Below are 22,428 nucleotides of genomic sequence, written 5' to 3'. Positions count from 1 at the left end.
CCATCATGGCCGGCCCCCGCCACGACCCCACGCTCTACCGCGACCGCGACACCGTGCCGATCCGGCGCGCGCTCGTCTCGGTGAGCGACAAGACCGACCTGCTCGTCCTCGCCGAGGCGCTCGCCGGAGCGGGGATCGAGATCGTGTCGACCGGATCGACCGCCGCGACGATCCGTGACGCGGGTTTCACCGTCACCGACGTGGCCGCCGTCACCGGCGTCGCCGAGATGCTCGACGGCCGCGTGAAGACGCTGCACCCGAAGGTCCATGGCGGCCTGCTCGCGGACCTCCGCCTCGAGGAGCACGAGCGTCAGCTCGAGGAGCTCGACATCGCGCCGTTCGAGCTCGTCGTGGTGAACCTGTATCCGTTCGTCGAGACCGTGGCCTCGGGCGCGATCGGCGATGACGTCGTCGAGCAGATCGACATCGGTGGACCCGCCATGGTGCGCGCCGCGGCGAAGAACCACGCCAACGTCGCCATCGTCGTCTCGCCGCAGTCCTATCCCGCCATCATCTCCGCGATCGAGGCCGGCGGGACGTCCGTGGGTCAGCGCCGGGAGCTCGCGGCCCGCGCGTTCGCTCACACCGCGGCGTATGACACGGCCGTCGCCCAGTGGTTCGCCGAAGGGACGCTCACCGAGCCGGGCGACCTCCCCGCGCACCTCACCATCCAGGCCGAGCGCCTCGCGACCCTCCGCTACGGCGAGAACTCCCATCAGCGCGGCGCGATCTACACCCGCGCCGGTGGCCACGGCATCGCGCAGGCCACGCAGTTGCAGGGCAAGGAGATGTCGTACAACAACTACGTCGACGCGGATGCCGCACTGCGCGCCGCCTACGACATGATCAAGCCCGCCGTCGCGATCATCAAGCACGCCAACCCCTGCGGCATCGCGACCACCGCTCCCAACGCCCTCGACCCGATCGCCAGCGCCCACCTGCGGGCCCACGAGTGCGACCCGGTCTCGGCGTACGGCGGGGTGATCGCCGCGAACGGCACCGTGACCCTCAAGATGGCCGAGAACCTCAAGGACATCTTCACCGAGGTCATCGTCGCACCGGCGTTCGAGCCGGCCGCGCTCGAGGTGTTCAAGGCGAAGAAGAACCTGCGCCTGCTGCAGCTTCCGCAGGACTGGCGGCAGGAGCGGATGGACGTGCGTCTGGTCTCGGGCGGGCTCCTCCTCCAGGACGCCGACCGCTTCCCGGACGACATCGGCTCGGTCGCGAAGAACTGGGAGCTCGTGTCGGGTGAGCGCCCGAGCGAGGCGGAGATGGAGAACCTGATCTTCGCGTGGAAGGCCTGCCGCGCGGTGAAGTCGAACGCGATCGTGCTCGCGAAGGACAACGCCACGGTCGGTGTCGGCATGGGCCAGGTCAACCGTGTCGACTCGTGCCGCCTCGCGGTCGAGCGTGCGGGGGATCGGGCGGCCGGTTCTGTCGCCTCCTCCGACGCGTTCTTCCCGTTCGCGGATGGCGCTCAGGTGCTGATCGATGCCGGTGTCACGGCCATCGTGCAGCCGGGCGGATCGGTGCGCGACGAGGAGGTCGTGGATGCCGCGCGCAAGGCCGGCGTCACGATGTTCTTCACCGGGGAGCGTCACTTCTTCCACTGAGCGACTGTCTCCCGCCGAGACCCCCGTTCCTTGCCGAGACCCCCGCCTGCCGACGTGTGCAGGCGGGGGTCTCGGCGTTGCGCGGGGGTCTCGGCAGCACTGGAGGGACGGGGGACGGGGGACGGGGGGACGGGGGGACGGGGGACGGGGAGGGTCAGGTCGCGACGATCGCGCACATCGCGACGGTCGACACCGCCATGGTCGCGTGGTGGACCCGATGCGGCCAGGCGCGCTCGGTCCGCAGCGCGACCACCGCGAGGATCACCGTCCCCAGCGCCAGCCCGGCACTCACCAGCAACGGCATCGTGTCGACGGCTCCGTGCACGTGCGACGTGATGATCGGAGACGCCGCGGGCGACGGGATCCCCGGCATCATGAGGACGAGCACCGCGGTCGTGATGACGCCGAGAGCCAGATGCGTCGACACCATCGCCTCCGGACGAGCGGTGGGGACCGGCGCCGCCCGGCGCACGGCGGCGAGCACGATCCCGACGATGACGAGCACCGCGAACCACAGCACCGGCGGGAGCAGCGACACCGTCATCACATCGGCCATGCCGGCGAGCATCAGGGCTGCGACGAGGAGCTCCGGGCGTCCCGCATCCCGCCGCATGCCGACGAGCGCGCCCACCCCGACCGCGGCGGGGAGGAGTGCGACGACATGGAGGACCGCGTGCACGTCAGCTGGGCACGCGCTCGTCGAGCACACCGACGCGCCGCCACGGGGCCGTGGCGACCTCGGACGGCGGTGCTGCGGCGAATGCGATCGCTCCGTGCGCGACATCGAGCGCCACGGTGAGCTTCGTCTCCCAGCGCAGGTGCTCCGGCTCCTCCGGCCGTGCGCGGACCGAGATCGGGGCGTCCGGGATCGCACCGAAGGCGACCGCCCGCTCACGGTCGTCGACGATGCGGGCGAGGTCGGCCGCGTCGGTCAGACAGCGATACCGGGGCACGCTCGTCGTCTCGTAGGGGGAGTACTCGCCCGCGGCGAGCGTCTCGTCGAGGAAGTGGTTCGTGTGTGCCAGGGCCTTTCCGCGCGGGGCGGGGAGCACGGCGACTCCCGCGGGTGAGACCTCGACGGCCGCGGCCTCGGGGGTCACGCCATCGAACGACACCACCGTCAGGACGCTGGACGCGGCGAGGGGCACGGACTCGGCGATCGCGACCGCGCCGGCCACGTCGTGCGCTCCGTCGAGCATCATCCGTGCCAGCACGTGCACCGGCACACCCGCCTGCGACCCGTCGCTGCGATGGTGGAGGATGTTGAAGTGCACGCCGAGACCGCGGTCGTTGACACCGATCTTGGCCGGCTGTCCGAACTCGGAGAACGTCACGACGCGGGCTCCGGATGCCGCGCGCAGCCGCCGGACGACCGTCTCGTTCGAGAGCGTCTCATGCCAGTCCCACGTCTGCAGTGTGCGTGGAGGATTCGCGTCGTCGGGCACGTAGACGATCGTGGAGCATTCCATCGACGGGGTCATCCGGGCGAGGATCTCGGTGCGGGCGGTGAGCAGATGCACGTCGGTGAGCGCCAGCCCACTGCCTTCCGCGACACCACGGAACTCGTCCGCGACCTCGGGCGCGAAGGACTCGACCATGCCCCGGCACTCGTCGGCGATGCTCCTGGCCTGCTCCGCGGAGACCCCGGACTGCTGGAACAGCCGGAGGTACGAATCGCGCGCCGCGCGCAGCTGCGGTGCCCAGTGCTGGCCGAAGCGGTGGCCCTCTTCGCGCAGGTCGGCGGTTTCGGATGTCCACTCGTGGATGATCATGCTTCTCCTCCGATGCGCTCGACGAGTTCGGCGACGTCTCCGTAGGGGCAGCCTCGGGCGCGCGAGGCGGCGGCGACACGTCGTCTGACCTCGAGCGGCTTGTCCTGGCTGACCTTGAACACCGCGCGCTGCTCGATGATCTCGAAGCGGAACGAGACGATGCCGCCGACGATGCGCTCGAACGTGGGGAGCGAACTCGTCATGTCCCAGCGCGTGGGCTCCAGTCCTTCCAGCTCCTCGACGGTCCGCGTGACGACGTGCATGCCGTCTGCGGAGTCCTCCAGCACGGTCACCCGTGCCGTCAGGTGCACCGCCGCATAGTCCCAGGTCGGGACGTTCGGGTCATCCGCGTACGTCGTGGGCGAGACGTAGTCGTGGGGGCCGGAGAACACGAGGAGCACGGCGTCGCCATCGGAGATGTGCTGCCACTGCGGGTTCTTGCGGGCGACGTGTCCGAGGAGCTCGCCTCCGACGAAGCCTCCGTCATCGGCCAGGCGCTCGATGATGACCGGCGTGTGGGTGACGGTCGGGGCACCGGACTCGCCGCCGCCGTTGGACACGATGAGTGCGAACGGATGTCGCCGGACGAGCTCGTTCACCTCGTGCTGCGACGGGGCGAGGTACTTCTCGAACTCGTACACGGTCAGCCCGCCGCGCAGAGGATCGCGTCCCACGCGGTCTCGCCGGCGAGGGTCGCGACCGCGGTCGAGTTCAGCGAGAGCCGCCCGCGGGAGGACCCGGGGTCTTCGGGCAGCGCGACCTCGTCGGTGGTGAGGGCGAACAGCGTGTCGCCGTCGAGCGGGGTGTGGAACGGCTGGATGCCGCGGTGCATCGAGCTGTGCACCTGGAGCCCGAACTGCTTCAGCTCGACGTCGGACAGCTGCACGTTGGTGACCGCGGCCGTGATCGTGGTGTTGCCGGCCATGGAATCCAGCAGCCGTGATTCGCCGATGGCCTCTTCGTAGTCCCGTGCGGGGTGGCGGCGTTCTCCGGTCGCGTCGTCGTAGTTGCCGCGGATGATGCGCCCTTCCCGGTCGAGGATCACGCCGTAGGGGTTGAGCACCGTCACGACGAGGACCTTCACATCGCCGACCTGGCGGAAGGTGACGCCCTGTCCGGTGAACTCGACCCGCGCGGGGTCGACCTTGCCGGACGACGCCGACGCCCCGCCGCCGACGCGTCCGACCTCCACGACACCCTCGCGCGCGGCCCGCAGTGCGGCCTTGCCGAGCGCGGCGTCGGGGAACACCGAGTTGTCGCGGACCGAGTAGTCGTAGATGATCGCCCCCGACACCAGCTGGAGCTGGTCGAAGCCGGACCGGTGGTCCACACGCGCGAACAGCTCCTCGGACACTCCCGCGACGGCGGAGAGCCCGTACACGGACCCGCCGGCGAGGCAGATCGCGTGATTGTAGCCGTAGAGACCGCTCGCACCGACGGCGCCTCCGCGTCGGTCGGTGAAGGTGCGAGCGCCCGCCGGGATCGAGACGACCGTCGCGCCGGTCGGTCCCTCCGCGTACTCGGCGGTCCCGAGGAGGACCCCGGGGAAGTCGTACTCGACCAGACCGCGGTCGGTGCCGTGGACGGGGGAGAGGGCGAAATCGTCGTTGGAGAGGCGCGGCCCGGCGGAAAGGACGGGGGCGAGGCGGTGGGTGTTGGTCACGATGAGAGCTCCTGGAAAAGTTGACGCGAATAGGGATGGCTGGGCAGGTCGTAGAACACGTCGGTCGGCGCGTGCTCGACGATCTCACCGGCGCGCATCACCGCCACGTGGTGGGAGATGTAGCGGACGGCGGCGAGGTCGTGCGAGATGAACAGGGCGGCGAAGCCGTGCTCGGCCTGCAGATCCTGGATGAGGTTCAGGATCTGCGCCTGCACGGAGACGTCGAGCGCGCTGACCGCTTCGTCGAAGACGATGAACGCCGGACGGGTGACGAGGGCACGGGCCACGCTCACACGCTGCAGCTGACCACCGGAGAGCTGATGCGGTCGGCGGGCGGCGAAGGAGGCGGGGAGCCCGACCTGTTCGAGCATCGCGATGGCACGGTGCTCGACCGCGGGGGTGCGCCGCTCGTGCACGAGGAGCGGTTCGAGGACCGAGGACAGGACGGTGGAGCGTGGATCGAGCGCCCAGCGAGGGTGCTGGAGGACCGCTTGCATGCGACCGGCGCGGGAGCGCAGACTGCGGGCGAGCGGCGCGCCTTGGAACCGCACGGTGCCGGTGTCGGGGCGCTGCAGGCCCAGGACCACCGAGCCCGTCGTCGTCTTGCCCGAACCGGATTCGCCGACGAGGCCGAGTGTCTCTCCGGGGGCGACCGAGAACGACACGTGTGCCATCGCTGTGACCGTGCGCCGACTCGCACCGATACCGGAGGAGAAGGCGAGGCTGACGTCGTCGAGTTCGATCGCGGGTGCGGTCGCGTCGCTCATACGATCACCCCTTCGTCCGGCACCAGGCCGGCTCGGCGGTCCGCTTCACCGAGTTCGGCGGCGCGAATGCACAGGCTGTGCCGTGGGGGCACGGGATCGGGGCGGACCACCTCGCACGCGTCGATGCGGTGAGCGCAGCGCGCGGCGAAGGCGCATCCCTCGGCCTCGCCATGCAGGACCGGCGGGGAGCCGGGGATGCTGGACAGGCGCTCGCCGCGTCGTGCCCGGGAGGGATCGGTGGCGGCGAGGGCGCGGGCGTAGGGGTGGACGGGACGACCGAGCACGGCGGCGGCGGGACCGCGCTCCACGACGCGCCCGGCGTACATCACGGCCACCTCATCACACCAGCGCGCGACGGCGGGCAGGTCGTGGCTGAGCCAGAGGATCGTCGTCTTCTGCTCCCGTGCCTGGGTGAACAGCAGCCGGATGACCTCTTCGCGGACCTGGCTGTCGAGCGCCGCGGTCGGCTCGTCGGCGATGAGCAGTTTCGGCCGGCGACACATCGCCATCGCGATCGCCACGCGCTGCGCCATGCCACCGGAGATCTGGTGCGGGAACAGTCTCACCACCCGCGCGGGGTCGCTGATCCTCATCGACTCCAGCAGCGCGAGCTGCCGGGGCAGGCCGTCGTCGTCGCCGATGGCCCGCAGCACGAGCCTCAACTGCGCACCGATCCGCATCGTCGGGTCGAGGGAACCGATCGGATCCTGGGCGATGTAGGCGAGCGTGTCGCGGCGGTAGGCGCGCAGCGCATCGTGGTCGAGGCTCCGCACGTCGATGCCGTCGACCTCGAGCTCTCCGCGCACGATCTGTGCGGACTTCGGCTGGAGCCGTCCGATCACGGCGGCGAGGGTGGACTTGCCCGACCCGGACTCGCCGACGATGGCCATCGAGCTCCCGGCGGCGACGTCGAGGTCGACGCCGTCCAGCGCGCGGACGGTGGTGGTCCCGGTGAAGTCCAGGGCCAGGTCGCTGATGCGTACGGCGGTCATCGGAGGGACCTCGTCTCTCGCGGTTCGAATCGGTCTCGGAGGCCGTCGCCGATGATGTTGATGCACAGGATCGAGATCACCAGCACGATGCCGGGGATGATGAGGAGTTGCGGCGCCTGTGTCATGTAGAGCATCCCCTGCTGGATGAGCAGTCCGAGAGAAGCCTCCGGTACCTGCACGCCGAAGCCGAGGAAGCTCAGTCCGCCCTCGACGAGGATCGCGACGGACAGGGCATAGCTCGCCTGCACGGCGATGGTGCCCGCGATGTTCGGCAGCAGCCGCCGGGCGAAGATCACGGGGGTCCTCACGCCGCTGATGCGCGCCGACACGATGAAGTCGCGGTCGGCGACTCCTCTCGTCGCGATGCGGACGACGCGGGTCATGAGAGGGATCGTGATCACGACGATGCTGATGATCGCGGCGGGCCGACCAGGGCCGATGAGCGCGGACACGAGGATCGCGAGCACGAGCGCGGGGAAGGCGTACAGGACGTCCGCGACGCGCATGACCGCTTCGTTGACGGCGCCTCCGTAGTATCCCGCGAGCATTCCGAGGATCGTGCTCACCACCGCGGAGCAGAGGACCGCGATGAGGGAGACCACGAGTGTCGTCGCGGTTCCCTGGAAGAGCCGAGGCAACAGCGAGCGGCCGAGGTTGTCGGTGCCGAGCGGAGCGATCGCGGAGGGGCCTTCGAGGCGCCCGGCGACCGTCGCATCGGTGGAACCGGTCAGGCCGGAGAGGACCGCGATCACGGTGGCGACGACGATCACCCCCAGCACGATCACGGCCGTGCGCAGGACGGCATCGCTGCGTCGCCACACGCCTCGGGATGACTGTCCGGCTGCGCGGATGCGATGGGCGGCTGTGGGTGCGATGGTCATCGGCGGCTCCCTCCGGTCAGGCGCAGGCGCGGATCCAGCGCGTTGGCGATCAAGTCGACGATGAGGCTCGCGGCGATGAAGACGACCGCGGCGAGGAGCACGGCGCTCTGCACGATCGCGTAGTCGCGTCGACCGAGGGCGGTCTGCAGATACGAGCCCATGCCGGGGATGTCGAAGACGAACTCGACGATCACGGTGCCTCCGAGCAGGACGGCGACCAGTGCCCCCACGATCGTGAGGATGGGAGCCGCCGCGTTGCGCAGCACGTGGTGCCGCACGATGAATCCGGGTGTCTCCCCGCGTGCGACGGCTGCCTGCACGTGCGGCTCGACGAGGACGTTCATGACGGCATCCCTCGTGTTCCGGGCGACCACGGCCACGCAGCCGACGGACAGAACCGTGACCGGGAGCACCAGCGATCCGAAGAAGCGTGCCGGATCGACGGCGAAGGGGGCGAAGCGTCCGAGCGACACCCCGAGACCCAGGGTCGACACGGCGAAGACCACGAGTCCCGCGAGGAGGAACTCGGGGATGCTGATGCCGAGCGCGCTGACGATACGACCCGCCGCGCCGGCCGAACCCTCCGAGCGGAGCGCGGCGATGAACCCGAGCGGGATGCCGACCAGGAGGGTCACGATGATCGTCAGCAACGCGATCGTCGCCGTGACCGGGAGTCTCGCACCGAACTCCTCCGACACCGAGACGTTGGACACGAAGGAATACCCCAGGTCGCCGGTGAAGACGCCGAAGAGCCAGTGGAAGTACTGGGCGACGACCGGATCGTCGAGCCCGGATGCGGCCACCGCCTGGGCCCGCTGCGCCTCGGTGGCGAGCGGACCCAGGACGAGGTCGATGTAGTCGCCGGGCATGAGGCGCACGGAGGCGAAGATCAGCACCGAGACGACGAGCAGCGTCAGCAGCGCGGCGCCGATGCGCCGGAGCGACCACAGAGCGACGGCCATGTCAGTTGGCGCGGAACTCGGTGAGGTAGCGCAGGAAGTTGCCGTAGCCCTCGTCGCTGCTGAGCGTCGGGGACAACGACGCCGTGTTCCAGCCGATGGTGGAGGGGCGCAGCACCAGGGGCACCATCTCGCTCTGCTCGTCGGCGAGGGTGCAGAGGTCTTGGAAGACGGCGGCCCGCTCCTCACCCGGCGCGGTGGTGTACCCGTCCTCGATGAGGGCGTCGAGCTCGTCGCTCCCCTTCATGAAGACCGCGGAGAATCCGGCGACCTCGGGGTTCCACCACGTCGTGACCATGGCGGGATCGGCGTACCCGGCGAACCAGCTCAGCGCGAGGTCGAAGTCCGCGGGGCTGCCGTAGACCTTGGCGGAGTACGTGGCGAAGTCGACCTGCTGGATCTCGACCTTGACGCCGATCTCCGCCAGATTCTGCTGCATCACCTGAGCGATCTGTGCGAGCACCGGCTCGTCGGTGTAGACGAAGAGGTCGAGATCGAGTCCGCCGACCTCGTCGATCACGGACTTGGCCGCGGCGACGTCCCGGGCCGCGGAAGGCAGATCCTCCGCGCGGCAGGCATCGGGCAGGACGGCGGGGGTGATGCCGGTGGAGGCGGTCGACCCCCCGAACGCGAGCTCGTTGATCGCGTCACGGTCGATGGCGGAGTTGATCGCGAAGCGCACGTCCTCATCCTGCAACGCCTCGTCGCCGGTGAGGGAGTTGATCATCAGGTAGTGGAAGTCGGTGTTCCGCTGTCCCACCACGGTCACGTCCGCCGCGTTGGCGAGGAGTTCCGCGGAGTCGATCGAGTTGAGCACCGCGAAGTCGGCGGATCCGTCGCGCAGCGCCGCCGCCCGCGTCGCCTCGTCGCCGACGATGTCGACCGTGAGGGTGGAGAAGCCGAGGGCATCGGCATCCGGGTGGTGGACGTTCGGCTCGAACGTCCACTCCTCGTCCTGACGGTGAGCGGTCGCGACGAGCGGGCCCGTGCCGAGCATCTCCGTGGTGATGTCGACCTCGCCGGACTCGATCTCCGCCATCGGCAGGATCGCGGCGGGGGTGTTCGCGAGAGCCGCGAGGAAGGGCGCATAGGGGCTGGACAGCGTGACCGTGACCTCGAGGTCTCCGGTCTCCTCGATCGAGGCGACCGGGCCGAGCTGTCCGGTCCAGGTGGTGGGGATGTCGATCAGCCGCTGGAGGCTGCCGACGACATCGGCGGCGGTCATCGGGCGTCCGTTCGAGAACACGGCGTCATCGGCGAGGGTGAAGACGTACTCGGTGTCGCTCGGAGTCTCCCAGGACGTGGCGAGCTTCGGCGCCACGTCGAGGTTCTCATCGATCGTCGTGAGCGTCTCGTAGGAGAGCCCTTCGAGCATCCAGGAGCGGGCGGTGGCGGCCCCCTGCGGGTCGAGGCCGCTCGCCTCCGCGGTGTCGTAGTCGACCTGGACGACGAGGTCGCCGCCCCCGTCGAACGCCTCATCGGCGACGGCGAGGAAGCCGGGTGCGGCTTCGTCCTGAGTGGGTTCGGTTTCGGGTGAGGCGCCGGCGGCGCACCCGGTGAGGGCGAGGAGGGCGACGGTGGCGACGGCCACCCCCGCACGAGCTGCTTTGTGCATGTCGGTGTTTCCCTTCGGGATGTCGGGCGACGGCCGGTCAGGCGTCGGACGACGACGGGCGGACAGAGAGGTGATGCAGGTGGTGCTCGGTTCGGGCTGTGCCGGCGTCCTCGTGAGCGCAGGCGCAGGCGGTGGGGGAGGCCGGAACGTCGAGGGTCGGGTTCCGGTCGAAGAAGTCGTGGGGTTTCAGCGTGAAGCCGCAGCTGTCGACCGGCATGATGGGCCAGTCCTCCGTGCGCGGGAAGTGCGTGAGGCCGAACGTGTGCCACAGCACCAGGTCTGCGCCGTCCAGCGAGGCGTCCTCGGCGACGAAGGCCGGCAGCCCCTGCTCCGGTGCGCTCTGGTTGACGACGTCGCCGGCCGGATAACGCTCCTCAGGGTCGTACGCGGTGACCCACAGATCGGCGGTCGCGAAGCGGGCGCGTGAGGCGATCACGGATTCGGGGCGTGCGAGGAGGACGGGCTTCCCCTCCGGTGTCAGGACGTAGGAGGTGGGACGACCGAGCCGGTTCGTGGCCGTCGCGCTGCTCACACGCCATGTGCGGTCGACCGACGCGTCGGCCCGGCGCCGCCCCTCGAGCTCGCTGCGAAGCCGGGTCCGGGTGAAGCCGATCGCGCTGCCGTGCAGATTGTCGTCGGAGATCGGGAGCGACCGCACGTCGACTTCGTCGATGACGGCAGGCCCGTCGTCGACCGCCATGTCCAGCCGCGCGCAGAACAGGTGCTGGTGGTACGGGGCCGCGAGGCCCGGGGCCAGCTCGCTCGCAAAGCGGCCGGTGCGCTCGTCATAGGCGGCGGTGAACACGAGTCCGGTGGCCTTGGCCTCGAACTCGATCTTGCCGTCCAGGTAGAAGTACCAGTAGAAGCCGTAGTCGTAGTTGCCCACCGTGACGAAGAACGAGATCACGAGTCGGCGCTGGCGGCGGACGTCGCTCGATCCCGTGAACTGCTCGGTGTGCTTCCACAGCACCCCGGCGTCCTCCTCGTGGACGCAGATCACGTTCGGGAGCACCTTCACGTTGCCGCGGGCGTCGGCGATCGGGACGTCGAGGTAGGTGATGTCGCCGACGCAGTCGCAGCCGAGTTCCAGCGAGTTCGCGAGTCTGCCGAGGAGATACTCACCGGTGTCGAAGTAGTTCTGCCAGAAGCGCACGGGCCCCGGGTCGCCGTAGGGCACCAGCATCTCGGCGATCGAGGCGCGGTGCACGATGGGGCGGACCCGACCCTCGTCCTCGAATCCGATGCCGTGCAGGATGAGTCCTTCGCGCATGTCGTAGCCGATGCGCAACGACCACTTCTCCCAGGTGATCACGTCTCCCTCGAAGGCGAAGCTCGGTCCTTCGGGCTGGGTGATGACGATGGGCTTCTGCGTGGTCCGCTCCGGGCCGAAGGTGCCGGGCACGTGATAGTCCGCGGTCTCCTGTGGAATCGGCATCGCGCCCACGTCGATGACATCGACCACGGTGCGCGCAGCGACGTCGACGTATGCCACCAGTCCGTCGATCGGATGTGCCCAGGGCATGGTCTGCGGAGTGGGCTGATGGTGTCCGAGCACCCGTGCGAGTCGGCGCCCGCTCTCGCCCTCGATCGGGAAGCGCCCTGCTGACAGCCCGGCCAGAGCGACCGTGCTCGGGTCGTCGATGCCCCGGGCGGCGAGTGCTTCGGCCCAGCGCTCGTCGGCGCCGATCAACTCGCGGATGATCGCGTGCTCCTCCTGGAGCAGGGGGACCTGGCCGTCGTGCTCCGGGTCGATGTCGACGTCCGTGACGATCTCGCCGGTGCCGATGTCGACCGAGAGGGCACGAGCGCGTCCGGTGTCGGTCTCGAGCAGCTGGACACGGGCGCGGCGGGGGACGGGGCGCCCGGCGGCGACCTCGGTGCGGTCCGGCTCATCGAGTCCGACGTAGGCGATCCGCTGCGCCTCACCCAGTGCGCCGTGGGCACGCAGCGTCTCGGAGACCCGCTGCAGCTCGTCCGCGGAGAGCGTCGCGTACGGCGCGCCGGATTCGTCTCCGAGCGGGCGCGAACGCTGGACGTGGTCGGACGGGGAACAGCTGCAGTTCATGGAGTCTCCATCGGATGTGAGTTCGGGAACGTCTGCGTGCCGGAACGTTCCGGCAAAAGTATGCGATGAATGTGTTTCAGCGCAAGACCTGATGTGTTTCGAGTGGATTACGACGTGCTCCGTGTGGTTAGACTCGGCCGCATGCAAGAGCCACGACGGGTCAGATTGATCGACGTCGCACGGCGCGCGGGGGTCGGGAAGACCACGGCGTCCGATGCGCTGAGCGGCGTCGGGCGCGTCTCGCAGCCCACCAGGGAGGCCGTCCTGGCCGCGGCGGCGGAGCTCGGCTACTCGGTGAACACCGCGGCCCGGCATCTGCGCGGCGGCAGCATCGGCACGATCGGCATCGTGCTTCCTGAGGTCGTGTCGCGGTCGGCGTACTACATGGCTTTCACGTTCGGTATCGTCACCAGCGCGGCCGCGCACGACATCGACGTGACGATCGTGAGCCCGTCCGTCTCGTCGGGCCGCTCACGTCCGATCCGTGCCGACGGGCTCATCATCGGCGACCCGCTCTCCGGTGACCCCGGGCTGCCGGCGCTGATGGCGTCGGGGATCCCCGTCGTCACCCAGGAGCACCTTCCGGACGACGTCGACGGCGCGCCGGCGGGTGTCGTGTGGTCCTCGCATGAGGCGGGCATGCTCCGGCTCCTCGACGAGATCGATGTGACCGGCGCCCGGCACCCCGTGCTGCTGGTCGCGCCCGACGCCACCGACTGGTCGCGCCAGCTGGTCTCCGGCTATCGGAAGGGGTGTGCGACACGCGGATTCGATCCGGTCATCGCCCCCGTCTCCTTCGAAGCATCGTGGCCCGACGTCAGGGTGGCGACGGAGCGGGTCCTCCAGGCGCATCCGGACACGGACGTGATCATCTGCGGTCCGGACTCCAGTGCGATCGAGGTCGCCGCCGTTCTCGGACGACAGGGGCGGACGGTCGGTCAGGACATCACGGTGGTCTCGTGCGTGGACCATCCCTCGCTGCCCTTCCTGACCCCGTCGATCACGTCGATCGATCTGCGGCCTCGAGACTCCGGGGTCGCCTGCGCCGAGCTGCTCATCGACCTGATCGAGGGGCGTGCCGCGCCGGGCACGGACGTCGAGTTTCCGATCTCCGTCGTCGCGCGGGACTCCACCGCCCACCCGCTGCGGGTGCACGCATGACCGCACCGCTCGACGGCATCGTGGTCGCCGATTTCTCCCGTGTGCTCGCCGGGCCCCTGGCGACGATGACGTTGGCCGACCTCGGGGCGCGCGTGATCAAGGTCGAGCGCCCGGGCACGGGAGACGACACCCGGGCCTGGGGGCCGCCGTACGCGGAGTCCGGCATGACGACGTACTTCGAGTCCGCCAACCGGGGCAAGGAGTCGGTCACGCTCGACCTCACCGACGCCGGAGATCGCGACAGAGCGCTCGAACTCATCGCCCGCAGCGACATCGTGATCGAGAACTTCCGGCCGGGACTGTTCGCCGCCCTGGGATTCGATGAGGAGAAGCTCGCGGCGGCCCATCCGCGTCTCATCTCGGTGTCGGTGAGCGGCTTCGGTCTCGGCGCAGGGGCATCGCTTCCCGGCTACGACTTCGTCGCGCAGGCGGTGGGCGGTCTCATGCACATCACCGGTGAGACCGACGGCGAGGCCATGAAGGCGGGGGTCGCGCTCGTCGACGTGCTCACCGGCAAGGACGCGGTGATCGGCATCCTCGCCGCGCTGCGTCGACGCGAACGGACCGGGCACGGATCGAGGATCGAGGTGAACCTGCTCTCGAGTCTCCAGGCGGCCCTGGTGAACCAGATGTCCGCGCACCTCGGAGCGGGCGCGGAACCGGGGCGGCTCGGAAACCGACATCCGTCGATCGCCCCCTACGAGTCGCTGCGTTGCGCCGATGCGCCGATCGCGGTTGCCTGCGGCAACGATGCCCAGTTCGCGAAGATGGTCACCGCGCTCGGTCGGCCGGAGCTCATCGACGACGAGCGCTTCCGTCGCAACCCGGACCGTGTCGCGAACCGGGAGGATCTCGTCGTGGAGCTGGAGGGCGCGCTCGTCACGGATACGGCTGCGGCCTGGGCGGAGCGGCTGAACGAGATCGGCGTCGCCGCGGGGGTCGTGAACTCCGTGGGCGAGGGCGTCGAACTCGCCACGCGTCTGGGCCTCGACCCGGTCCGGGAGCTGATCGGGGAGGACGGTCGGCGTTCGCGCCAGATCCGGTCACCGCTCACCTGGAAGCCGGAGATCCCCGTGTCGGTGGCGCCTCCGCCCCGGCTGGGCGAACACGACGACCGCGTGCGGGCCTGGCTCGACGGCCGCGACTAGACGGATCGATCCCGGATCGCCAACCACAGTTCGGCGGCGACATCGGGATCGTCCAGCGTGACGCCGAGCAGGCTCTCTGCGGCGGCGATGCGGGGGCGGACGGTGTTGCGATGCACCCCGAGCTCCCGGGCGGTGCGCTCCGCCTGGTGGCGATGCCGGAGATACGACGTCACGGTGCGCAACAGCATCGGGTCCGTCGCCGCGAGCAGGTCCGCCCACCCTGCGGCGCGCGACTCCGGTTCGATCACGAGAGCGGTGTCCGGCGCGCGACGGTGCAGGGCCAGCGCACGAGCGGCCGCGGCGGGGACGTCGTCGAGGGTGACCGGAGCGCTGAGCACTCCGGACCCGGCGGACGGGTGCTCAGCGGGGTCGAGGAGTGCGACGACCACGCCGTCCGACTCGGCCGAGAAGATGCTCGGATCCGGGGCCCCCACGAGGACGCGGAACTCCCGCGGGAGGTCGAGGTCAGCGACGGCCGCCAGAGCGCGCGCCGCGGCTGTGTCTCCCCGCAGCGCCAGGGCGGTGAACCACCCTTCGGCTCGTCGGGTGCCGGCCGTCGGCGAGGTGACCAGGCGCAGGAGTGCGCTCGCGGTGAGGGCGAGCTGACGGTCCGCCCGTGCGAGGGGGCGGCCGGCTCCGATGGCGAGGGCCCCGCGCGTGTGCTCGCCGTCCGTGACCGCGTGAGCCACGACCGCGGACCCCTGGGACACGAAGGAGGCGGCCTCGACTCCGGATCGGAGGAGCGATCGCTCGACATCGACCCGCACCGCGGGCAGGAGGCCTTCGAGGGAGGGCGGATGCAGTGTTCCGAGCGACGCCCCCGGTCCGAAGGGGAGCCAGGCCACCCATCCGCCGATCGCCTGCGACATCTGGCGCAGGATCGAGGCGACGGGATCGCGGCCGGCCGCGGCTTGGACCAGTCGCGTGTGCGTGTGGGCGGTACGCAGCGCCTCATCCTGTCCGCCCCGTCCGGTGATCGACCAGAACGCCCGCGAGACATCGAGGAAGGGCGCTCCGTCCGGGACGGCGAACACCGGGATGCCGAGCGTCCGACATCGGTCGACGAGCGCGGCCGGAGGATCGTCCCAGCCCTCGCCGAGGCCGATCCCGATCGCACCGACGTCCTGCGCATCGAGTCGATCCACATAGGCGTCCATCGGTCGGCTGCGCAGCGGGATGCCCGTGGTGAGCAGCAGCTCTCCGCCGTCCAGGTAGCGGCCGGGATCGTCGAGCTCCGACACGTGCACGCCCGTGATCGTCCGCGCGGCGTCGAACGGCGCGAGCGGGCGCAGCGCGGTGCCCGCCGTGCTGACCAGCTCGCCGAGGGAGACCATGCATCCAGTGTGCGGGATGCACAGTGACTCTGCCAAGACTGGGCGAAGTGTTCGTCCGCTCGGGCGTCTGAGCTTCTAGCGTCGAGCCCATGACGACTGTTCCTCACCTGCGCACCGAGATCCCCGGACCCCGGTCACGCGAGCTCCATGCCCAGCGCGAAGCCGCCGTCGCCTCCGGCTTCGGCATCACCCTCCCGGTCTTCATCGAGCGAGCCGGCACCTCGACGCTCGAGGACGTCGACGGGAACACCCTCATCGACCTCGCATCCGGCATCGCGGTGACCAGTGTGGGGGCGGCGAATCCGGCCGTGCGCGCCAAGGTCGCCGCGCAACTCGACCGGTTCACGCACACGTGCTTCATGGTGACCGAGTACGAGGGCTTCGTCCGCGTCGCGGAGTGGCTGAACGAGCACACCCCCGGTGACTTCGACAAGCGCACCGCACTGTTCAGCACCGGCGCCGAAGCCGTGGAGAACGCCGTCAAGATCGCGCGGGCCCACACCGGTCGTCCTGCCGTGCTCGTGATCGACGAGGCGTACCACGGTCGATCGCTCCTGACGATGGCGATGACCGCGAAGGAACACCCGTACAAGACGGGCTTCGGGCCCTTCCCCGAGGCCGTGGTCCGCGCCCCCAACGCGAATCCGCTGCGCGGGCAAGGGGCGGATGCGGCCCTCGCCGAGATCGAGCGGCTCATCGCGGAGCACGGCCCGGAGCACTTCGCCGCCCTGGTCGTCGAACCGATCCAGGGCGAGGGCGGCTTCGTCGTTCCGGCTCCCGGGTTCCTCCCCGGCCTCCGCCGGATCGCCGACGCCTACGGGATCGTCCTCGTCGTCGACGAGATCCAGTCCGGACTCGGCCGCACCGGGACGCTGTTCGCGAGCGCGCACGAGGGCGTCGCCGGTGACATCACCCTCACCGCGAAGGCGCTCGGAGGTGGCCTGCCGTTGAGCGCCGTGACGGGGCGCGCGGACATCATGGACGCCGCCCATCCCGGCGGGCTCGGCGGCACCTACGCGGGCAATCCGCTGGCGTGCGCGGCTGCGCTCGCCGTGTTCGAGGTGCTCGACGATCCGGGGCTCCTGCCGGGGGTGACCGGCATCGAGCGCTCGATCCGTCGGCATCTCGAGCCCCTGGTCGATGAGCTCGCCGTGGTCGCCGAGGTCCGCGGGCGCGGTGCGATGATGGCCGTCGAGTTCGCGGATCCGGGAACGCTCGCCCCTCGTCCCGACCTCGCCCAGCGGGTCGCTGCGGCATGCCATGCGGCGGGCGTGATCGCCCTCACCTGCGGCACGCACGGCAACGTCATCCGGTTGCTCCCGCCTCTGGTGATCGAAGAGGCTGTTCTGGAGGCCGGCCTGGACATCCTGACCGCATCCATCCGCACCGTCGTCGCCGAGGAGGCCGCCGCATGACCGTTCCCGACCTGCTCGACTTCGACGAGCTCCTCACCGAGGACGAACGGGCCACGCGCGACCGCGTGCGCGCTTTCGTCGACACGCGCATCCGCCCCCACATCGCCGACTGGTACGACCGCGCCGTCTTCCCGACCGAGCTCGTCCCGGAGCTCGCCGAGCTGGGCGTGCTGGGCATGCACCTCGACGGATACGGATGCGGCGGCCGCAGCGCCGTCGAGTACGGGATCGCAGCGATGGAGCTCGAGGCGGGCGACTCCGGTCTGCGTACCTTCGTCTCCGTGCAGGGCTCGCTCGCGATGAGTGCGATCCACAAGCACGGCAGCGAGGAGCAGAAGCAGGAATGGCTCCCGCGGATGGCGCGGGGAGAGGTCATCGGCTGCTTCGGCCTCACCGAGCCCAACTCCGGATCCGACCCCTCCAGCATGACCACCTTCGCCCGTCGCGACGGAGACGGCTGGGTGCTCAACGGTGCGAAGCGCTGGATCGGGCTCGCCTCCATCGCCCAGGTCGCGATCATCTGGGCGCAGACGGACGAGGGGGTGCGCGGCTTCCTCGTCCCGACGGACACGGCGGGCTTCGTGGCGACGCCCATCGCCCCGAAGCTGTCGATGAGGGCCTCGATCCAGTGCGACATCACGATGACGGATGTGAGGCTGCCCGCCGATGCCTTGTTGCCGGGGGCGCGGGGGCTGCGTGCGCCGTTCTCGTGCCTGAACGAGGCGCGGTACGGCATCGGCTGGGGGGTGATCGGTGCCGCACGCGACAGCTACGACGCGGCGCTGACATACGCCCGGTCGCGCATCCAGTTCAATCAGCCCATCGCCGCGTTCCAGCTCACCCAGCAGAAGCTGGTCGACATGGCGGTCGAGATCGAGAGGGCGCAGTTGGTCGCCCTGCGACTCGGACGGCTCAAGGACGCCGGGCGACTGGAGCCGCATCAGATCTCGGTCGCGAAGCTCGGCAACACCCGAGCGGCCATCGCGATCGCGCGCGAGGCGAGGACGATTCTCGGCGGCAACGGCATCTCCGGCGACCACTCGCCACTGCGTCACGCCGCGAACCTCGAGTCCGTCCGTACCTACGAGGGCACCGACGAGGTGCACACGCTCGTGCTCGGGGCGCACATCACCGGATTCTCCGCGTTCCGCAGCACCGACTCCGAAGGAGCATGATGGCCACCACGTACGATCTCCGACACTTCATCGACGGGACCTGGGTCACCGGCGAGGGACCGCTCCTGGTCGATGTCAACCCGAGCCGGCCCGGCGACATCGTCGGGCGGGGACCCGGCGCGTCCGCGGCCGACGTCGACCGTGCCTTCGCCGGTGCACGAGCCGCACTCGACGGATGGCGCCGGACTCCCGCCAGGGCGCGGGCCGCGATCCTGCTGCGAGCGGCCGACATCATCCACGCGAATCGCGAGGAGTGGGGGCGCGAGCTCGCGCGGGAGGAAGGGAAGACACTCGTCGAGGCGATCGGCGAGACCGGGCATGCCGCGAACATCCTCCGCTTCCACGCGCAGGAGGTCGAGCGTCAGAGCGGCGGCCTGTTCGAGTCGCCGAGTGCCGGAGAGCGCATCCTCGTCATCCGTCGTCCGGTCGGGGTGATCGGGGCCATCACCCCGTTCAACTTCCCGATCTCGATCCCGGCCTGGAAGCTGGCCCCCGCCCTGGTCTGGGGGAACACGGTGGTCTGGAAGCCGGCGACCTTCGTCCCCCTGCTCGCGATGCGGTTCGCCCAGGCGCTCGAGCAGGCCGGGCTTCCGCAGGGCGTCCTGAACCTCGTGAACGGCGACGCCGGCGTGGGGGAGGCCATCGTGTCGCATCCCGACGTGGATGCCGTCACGTTCACCGGTTCCACGAAGGTCGGCAGAATCATCGCCGCGCAGCTCGCCGCGCGCGGCATCCCGTTCCAGGGGGAGCTCGGCGGGAAGAACGCGGCTCTCGTCCTCGCCGACGCCGACCTCGACGTCGCGGTGGAGCAGGTGGCGGTCGGAGCCTTCCGCGCGGCCGGACAGAAGTGCACCGCGACCTCCCGAGTGATCGTGCACGAGGCTGTGGCGGACGAGTTCCTGCGACGACTCGCGATCCGCACCGAGCAGATGGTCGTGGGTGACGCGCAGGTCGAGGGCGTCGAGGTGGGGCCCGTGGTCGATGCCCGAGCGCGTGATCGCGTGGCCGCCGCTCTGGTGCGCGCCCGGACCACGGCGAGAGCGGTCGTCGACGCCGGGCCGTACTCCTCCGGTGAGCTCGCCGAGGGGTACTTCATCCCCCCGTCGATCTTCGAGCTGAACGAGGAGGATCCGGGCGAACTGTGGACCGAGGAACTCTTCGGCCCGGTCATCGGGGTCCGCCGTGTCTCGTCCACCGCGGAAGGCATCGCGCTCGTGAACGACAGCGAGTACGGACTCTCGACCGCCGTGTTCACGACCGGACTGGCCGAAGCGCTCAGCGCGATCGAGGACATTCGCGTCGGGGTGGTGCACGTCAACTCGGCTTCGGCCGGCGCCGACCTGCACGTGCCGTTCGGGGGGAGCGGTGCCAGTGCCCTCGGCCCGAAGGAGCAGGGCGGCGCGGCCCGCGAGTTCTACACCGAGACCGCGACGGTGTACCTGCGCGGCTGACCCCCACCGCCCGCCCGCCCCTTCGCCGAGACCCCCGCTGCCCGCCGAGACCCCCGCCTGTCGACGTGTGCAGGCGGGGGTCTCGGCGGTGCGCGGGGGTCCCGGCAACGGAGTGTTCCACAGCCATGTCCGATTTCCGCCAGTCGAGGTCGGTGGGTCGTGACAGGGTGGAGGCATGAGCTTCCCCGTGACCGACTTCGACGAGCGCTATCGTGCGATCAGCGCCCGAGACACCCGCTTCGACGGGCAGTTCGTCACGGCCGTCCGCTCGACCGGGATCTACTGTCGCCCGAGCTGCCCCGCGCGCACGCCCCGACCGCAGAACGTGACGTTCTATCCGACCAGTGCAGCTGCACACGAAGCGGGCTATCGCGCGTGCAAGAGGTGTCTGCCCGAGGCTGCTCCCGGATCACCGGACTGGAACCTGCGCGGCGACACCGCGGCACGGGCGATGCGGCTGATCTCCGACGGTGTCGTGGAACGGGAGGGCGTCCCCGGTTTGGCCGCGCGTCTCGGATACTCGAGCAGGCACCTCACCCGTCTGCTCAGCGCCGAACTGGGGGCCGGACCTCTGGCCCTCGCGAGGGCGCATCGCGCGCACACGGCGCGGATGCTGCTGGTCGGCACCGACATGCCGATCTCCGATGTGGCCTTCTCGGCAGGCTTCGCCAGCATCCGGCAGTGCAACGAGACGATCCGTGAAGTGTTCGACCTCACCCCCGGCGAGCTCCGCGCACGACGCCGGACGCCGGCCATGTCAGCCCCGGGGGCGATCGACCTCGTGCTGCCGTACCGTGGTCCGCTCGACGCGAGCGGCATCTTCGCGTGGATGGCGGCGCGCGCGGTGCCCGGCGTCGAAGCGGTCTCCGAGTCGTCGTTCTCCCGGCACCTGCGCATGGCCGGAGGCGCGGCCTGGTTCGAGGTGCGGCAGGATCAGCGATCGGGCGTGCATCTGCGTGCTCGGGTGGCCCGGCTCGGGGACCTGGCACCGCTGGTCTCGACCGTGCGTCGCCTCTTCGACCTGGACGCAGATCCGCTGGCGATCGATCAGGCGCTGTCCGCACATCCCGAGCTCGCCCCGCTCGTGGCCCGCACACCGGGCATCCGGGTGCCTGGATCGGCCGACCCCCATGAGATGCTCATCCGCGCCATGATCGGGCAGCAGATCACCGTGGTCGCCGCCCGCACAGCGCTGACGGCGCTGACCGAGGCCCTGGGGGAGCGGACCGACGACGGGCTGCTGTTCCCGACCATGGCGGCCATCGCGGAGCACGGCGCCGAGGTGCTCCGTGGCCCGGCCGCGCGCATCCGGGCGATCACGGGTGCTGCCGCCGCCCTCGCCGACGGCTCGCTCACCCTCACGGTCGGCGACGACGGTCCGATGCTGCGTGAGCGGCTCCTGGCGCTGCCCGGCATCGGACCCTGGACGGCCGACTACGTGCGCATGCGGGTTCTCGGTGACCCCGACATCCTTCTTCCCGGCGATGTCGCGTTGCGGGCGGGCGCGGCGGCCTCCGGCATCCCCGGAGAGGCGCGGGCGCTCACCGCCTGGGCGGAGCGCGCGGCTCCCTGGCGCAGCTACCTCAGCGCACACCTCTGGCGCGCCGCGCCGGTGCGCCCGGCGAGCACCCGGCGTGCGGTACCCCCGACGCGTCCCCCTCGCACCGATCACACGACCTCGAAGGAGACCTCATGACCGCTCTCATCCAGACCATCGACACCCTGGACGGGGCCTTCACGATCCTCACCGACGACCGGCAGCGCGTGCTCGCCTCCGGGTGGACCTCCGATGTCGAGGCGATCCTCGGGCGGCTCTCGGCGGCGAACCGTCCCGTGCACGTGCGCGAGGGCGAGACCGACGCTGCAGCCGCGGCGCGGGCCTACTACCGCGGCGATCTGTCGGCGATCGACGCGGTCGCGGTCGCGCAGACCGGCACCGCGCTCCAACTCGCGGGATGGTCGGCTCTGCGTGCGATCGAACCCGGCGCTCCGCTCACCTACACCGGCTTCGCTGCACGGCTCGGCAACCCGAACGCCGTCCGGGCGGCGGCGTCGATCTGCGCACGCAACGCCCCGGCGCTCTTCGTGCCCTGCCACCGGGTGCTGCGGACGGACGGCAGTCTCGGCGGATTCGCCTGGGGACTGAGCGTGAAGGAGAGCCTGCTGGCGCGGGAGTCGATCGGCGTGTGAGTCGACGGCGGTCGCGGGCTCTTCCCGGTTCGTCGAACCTCCCTCGACGAATCGGGAATGACTCTTGCTTTCAGCTGGTTCACAGCAATAGGCTGGTGGGCTGTCGCGCCGACCGGACGACACCGCCGAGCCCTGAGGAGGACACCATGACATCGATCGCCACCGCGCGGATCGCAGCTCTCGGCTCGAACCCGGCACGGCCGCTCCTCTAGCGCCGCCCCGCTCCC

General features: G+C 70.3%; 19 protein-coding genes. 8 read left to right on the top strand and 11 right to left on the bottom strand.

Annotation, left to right across the window (positions count from 1 at the left end):
- Positions 1–5 precede the first annotated feature (5 nt).
- Positions 6–1,613, top strand: a complete 1,608-nt coding sequence (gene purH, locus ACLF6J_RS06310) for a bifunctional phosphoribosylaminoimidazolecarboxamide formyltransferase/IMP cyclohydrolase (RefSeq protein ID WP_047523111.1) — start codon at positions 6–8, stop codon at positions 1,611–1,613.
- Between the two features lie 154 nt (positions 1,614–1,767).
- Here purH and ACLF6J_RS06305 read toward each other — a convergent pair whose 3' ends face one another.
- From ACLF6J_RS06305 to ACLF6J_RS06260, 10 genes are read right to left on the bottom strand one after another with little or no spacing between them, the layout of a single operon-like run.
- Entirely contained in the window at positions 1,768–2,292 is a 525-nt protein-coding gene (locus ACLF6J_RS06305) for a hypothetical protein (protein WP_134353179.1), read from the bottom strand.
- Position 2,293: 1 nt separating this feature from the next.
- On the bottom strand, positions 2,294–3,385 hold the full coding sequence (locus ACLF6J_RS06300; RefSeq protein ID WP_134353180.1) for a C45 family autoproteolytic acyltransferase/hydolase: 1,092 nt from the start codon (positions 3,383–3,385) through the stop codon (positions 2,294–2,296).
- Positions 3,382–4,059: an FMN-binding negative transcriptional regulator gene (locus ACLF6J_RS06295; RefSeq protein ID WP_134353181.1), complete on the bottom strand. Its 678-nt coding sequence runs from the start codon at positions 4,057–4,059 to the stop codon at positions 3,382–3,384. Before ACLF6J_RS06295 ends, ACLF6J_RS06300 begins: the two co-directional genes overlap by 4 nt.
- Positions 4,029–5,048, bottom strand: a complete 1,020-nt coding sequence (locus ACLF6J_RS06290; RefSeq protein ID WP_244093611.1) for a P1 family peptidase — start codon at positions 5,046–5,048, stop codon at positions 4,029–4,031. The genes ACLF6J_RS06295 and ACLF6J_RS06290 overlap by 31 nt, the downstream gene beginning before the upstream one ends.
- Positions 5,045–5,815, bottom strand: coding sequence for an ATP-binding cassette domain-containing protein (locus ACLF6J_RS06285; protein WP_131494456.1), 771 nt, complete (start codon positions 5,813–5,815; stop codon positions 5,045–5,047). The genes ACLF6J_RS06290 and ACLF6J_RS06285 overlap by 4 nt, the downstream gene beginning before the upstream one ends.
- Positions 5,812–6,807 (bottom strand): ABC transporter ATP-binding protein, encoded by a 996-nt coding sequence (locus ACLF6J_RS06280; protein ID WP_081996984.1) that lies wholly within the window; start codon positions 6,805–6,807, stop codon positions 5,812–5,814. The genes ACLF6J_RS06285 and ACLF6J_RS06280 overlap by 4 nt, the downstream gene beginning before the upstream one ends.
- The gene (locus tag ACLF6J_RS06275) at positions 6,804–7,688 is read right to left on the bottom strand and encodes an ABC transporter permease (RefSeq protein WP_134353183.1); all 885 of its coding nucleotides are present in this window, start codon (positions 7,686–7,688) and stop codon (positions 6,804–6,806) included. The genes ACLF6J_RS06280 and ACLF6J_RS06275 overlap by 4 nt, the downstream gene beginning before the upstream one ends.
- Positions 7,685–8,650 (bottom strand): ABC transporter permease, encoded by a 966-nt coding sequence (locus ACLF6J_RS06270; protein WP_131494453.1) that lies wholly within the window; start codon positions 8,648–8,650, stop codon positions 7,685–7,687. The genes ACLF6J_RS06275 and ACLF6J_RS06270 overlap by 4 nt, the downstream gene beginning before the upstream one ends.
- A 1-nt stretch (position 8,651) precedes the next feature.
- Positions 8,652–10,262, bottom strand: coding sequence for an ABC transporter substrate-binding protein (locus ACLF6J_RS06265; RefSeq protein WP_134353184.1), 1,611 nt, complete (start codon positions 10,260–10,262; stop codon positions 8,652–8,654).
- Between the two features lie 37 nt (positions 10,263–10,299).
- Complete coding sequence (locus tag ACLF6J_RS06260; RefSeq protein ID WP_134353185.1) at positions 10,300–12,327, bottom strand: primary-amine oxidase; 2,028 nt, start codon at positions 12,325–12,327, stop codon at positions 10,300–10,302.
- Positions 12,328–12,468: 141 nt separating this feature from the next.
- Here ACLF6J_RS06260 and ACLF6J_RS06255 point away from each other — a divergent pair, with 141 nt between their 5' ends.
- Entirely contained in the window at positions 12,469–13,488 is a 1,020-nt protein-coding gene (locus tag ACLF6J_RS06255; protein WP_165875511.1) for a LacI family DNA-binding transcriptional regulator, read from the top strand.
- Positions 13,485–14,636 carry a CaiB/BaiF CoA transferase family protein gene (locus ACLF6J_RS06250; protein WP_134353186.1) on the top strand — a complete coding sequence of 384 codons (1,152 nt, stop codon included), beginning with the start codon at positions 13,485–13,487 and terminating at the stop codon, positions 14,634–14,636. The genes ACLF6J_RS06255 and ACLF6J_RS06250 overlap by 4 nt, the downstream gene beginning before the upstream one ends.
- On the opposite strand, the gene ACLF6J_RS06245 is transcribed toward ACLF6J_RS06250, so the two are convergent.
- On the bottom strand, positions 14,633–15,970 hold the full coding sequence (locus ACLF6J_RS06245) for a PucR family transcriptional regulator (RefSeq protein WP_134353187.1): 1,338 nt from the start codon (positions 15,968–15,970) through the stop codon (positions 14,633–14,635). The two genes, ACLF6J_RS06250 and ACLF6J_RS06245, sit on opposite strands and share 4 nt — an antisense overlap.
- 89 nt (positions 15,971–16,059) lie before the next feature.
- Here ACLF6J_RS06245 and gabT point away from each other — a divergent pair, with 89 nt between their 5' ends.
- The 5 genes from gabT to ACLF6J_RS06220 all read left to right on the top strand — a co-directional run bounded on the left by gabT (position 16,060) and on the right by ACLF6J_RS06220 (position 22,201).
- On the top strand, positions 16,060–17,385 hold the full coding sequence (gene gabT, locus ACLF6J_RS06240; RefSeq protein WP_134353188.1) for a 4-aminobutyrate--2-oxoglutarate transaminase: 1,326 nt from the start codon (positions 16,060–16,062) through the stop codon (positions 17,383–17,385).
- Entirely contained in the window at positions 17,382–18,560 is a 1,179-nt protein-coding gene (locus ACLF6J_RS06235) for an acyl-CoA dehydrogenase family protein (RefSeq protein ID WP_134353189.1), read from the top strand. Before gabT ends, ACLF6J_RS06235 begins: the two co-directional genes overlap by 4 nt.
- Positions 18,560–20,011: an aldehyde dehydrogenase family protein gene (locus ACLF6J_RS06230; RefSeq protein WP_134353190.1), complete on the top strand. Its 1,452-nt coding sequence runs from the start codon at positions 18,560–18,562 to the stop codon at positions 20,009–20,011. The genes ACLF6J_RS06235 and ACLF6J_RS06230 overlap by 1 nt, the downstream gene beginning before the upstream one ends.
- 175 nt (positions 20,012–20,186) lie before the next feature.
- Positions 20,187–21,707 (top strand): DNA-3-methyladenine glycosylase 2 family protein, encoded by a 1,521-nt coding sequence (locus tag ACLF6J_RS06225; protein WP_134353191.1) that lies wholly within the window; start codon positions 20,187–20,189, stop codon positions 21,705–21,707.
- Complete coding sequence (locus ACLF6J_RS06220; protein WP_134353192.1) at positions 21,704–22,201, top strand: methylated-DNA--[protein]-cysteine S-methyltransferase; 498 nt, start codon at positions 21,704–21,706, stop codon at positions 22,199–22,201. The genes ACLF6J_RS06225 and ACLF6J_RS06220 overlap by 4 nt, the downstream gene beginning before the upstream one ends.
- The last annotated feature ends 227 nt before the right edge of the window (positions 22,202–22,428 follow it).

This window comes from Microbacterium sp. IO18 (genome assembly GCF_049099505.1).
Taxonomy (GTDB): domain Bacteria; phylum Actinomycetota; class Actinomycetes; order Actinomycetales; family Microbacteriaceae; genus Microbacterium; species Microbacterium aurugineum.
This window is presented reverse-complemented; position numbering and strand designations above follow the sequence as displayed.

Coding starts and splice junctions, on each gene's coding strand:
- purH (WP_047523111.1), top strand. CDS start 6: ATGGCCGGCCCCCGCCACGACCCCACGCTCTACCGCGACCGCGACACC.
- ACLF6J_RS06300 (WP_134353180.1), bottom strand. CDS start 3,385: ATGATCATCCACGAGTGGACATCCGAAACCGCCGACCTGCGCGAAGAG.
- ACLF6J_RS06285 (WP_131494456.1), bottom strand. CDS start 5,815: ATGAGCGACGCGACCGCACCCGCGATCGAACTCGACGACGTCAGCCTC.
- ACLF6J_RS06280 (WP_081996984.1), bottom strand. CDS start 6,807: ATGACCGCCGTACGCATCAGCGACCTGGCCCTGGACTTCACCGGGACC.
- ACLF6J_RS06275 (WP_134353183.1), bottom strand. CDS start 7,688: ATGACCATCGCACCCACAGCCGCCCATCGCATCCGCGCAGCCGGACAG.
- ACLF6J_RS06270 (WP_131494453.1), bottom strand. CDS start 8,650: ATGGCCGTCGCTCTGTGGTCGCTCCGGCGCATCGGCGCCGCGCTGCTG.
- ACLF6J_RS06265 (WP_134353184.1), bottom strand. CDS start 10,262: ATGCACAAAGCAGCTCGTGCGGGGGTGGCCGTCGCCACCGTCGCCCTC.
- ACLF6J_RS06260 (WP_134353185.1), bottom strand. CDS start 12,327: ATGAACTGCAGCTGTTCCCCGTCCGACCACGTCCAGCGTTCGCGCCCG.
- ACLF6J_RS06255 (WP_165875511.1), top strand. CDS start 12,469: ATGCAAGAGCCACGACGGGTCAGATTGATCGACGTCGCACGGCGCGCG.
- ACLF6J_RS06250 (WP_134353186.1), top strand. CDS start 13,485: ATGACCGCACCGCTCGACGGCATCGTGGTCGCCGATTTCTCCCGTGTG.
- ACLF6J_RS06245 (WP_134353187.1), bottom strand. CDS start 15,970: ATGGTCTCCCTCGGCGAGCTGGTCAGCACGGCGGGCACCGCGCTGCGC.
- gabT (WP_134353188.1), top strand. CDS start 16,060: ATGACGACTGTTCCTCACCTGCGCACCGAGATCCCCGGACCCCGGTCA.
- ACLF6J_RS06235 (WP_134353189.1), top strand. CDS start 17,382: ATGACCGTTCCCGACCTGCTCGACTTCGACGAGCTCCTCACCGAGGAC.
- ACLF6J_RS06230 (WP_134353190.1), top strand. CDS start 18,560: ATGGCCACCACGTACGATCTCCGACACTTCATCGACGGGACCTGGGTC.
- ACLF6J_RS06225 (WP_134353191.1), top strand. CDS start 20,187: ATGAGCTTCCCCGTGACCGACTTCGACGAGCGCTATCGTGCGATCAGC.
- ACLF6J_RS06220 (WP_134353192.1), top strand. CDS start 21,704: ATGACCGCTCTCATCCAGACCATCGACACCCTGGACGGGGCCTTCACG.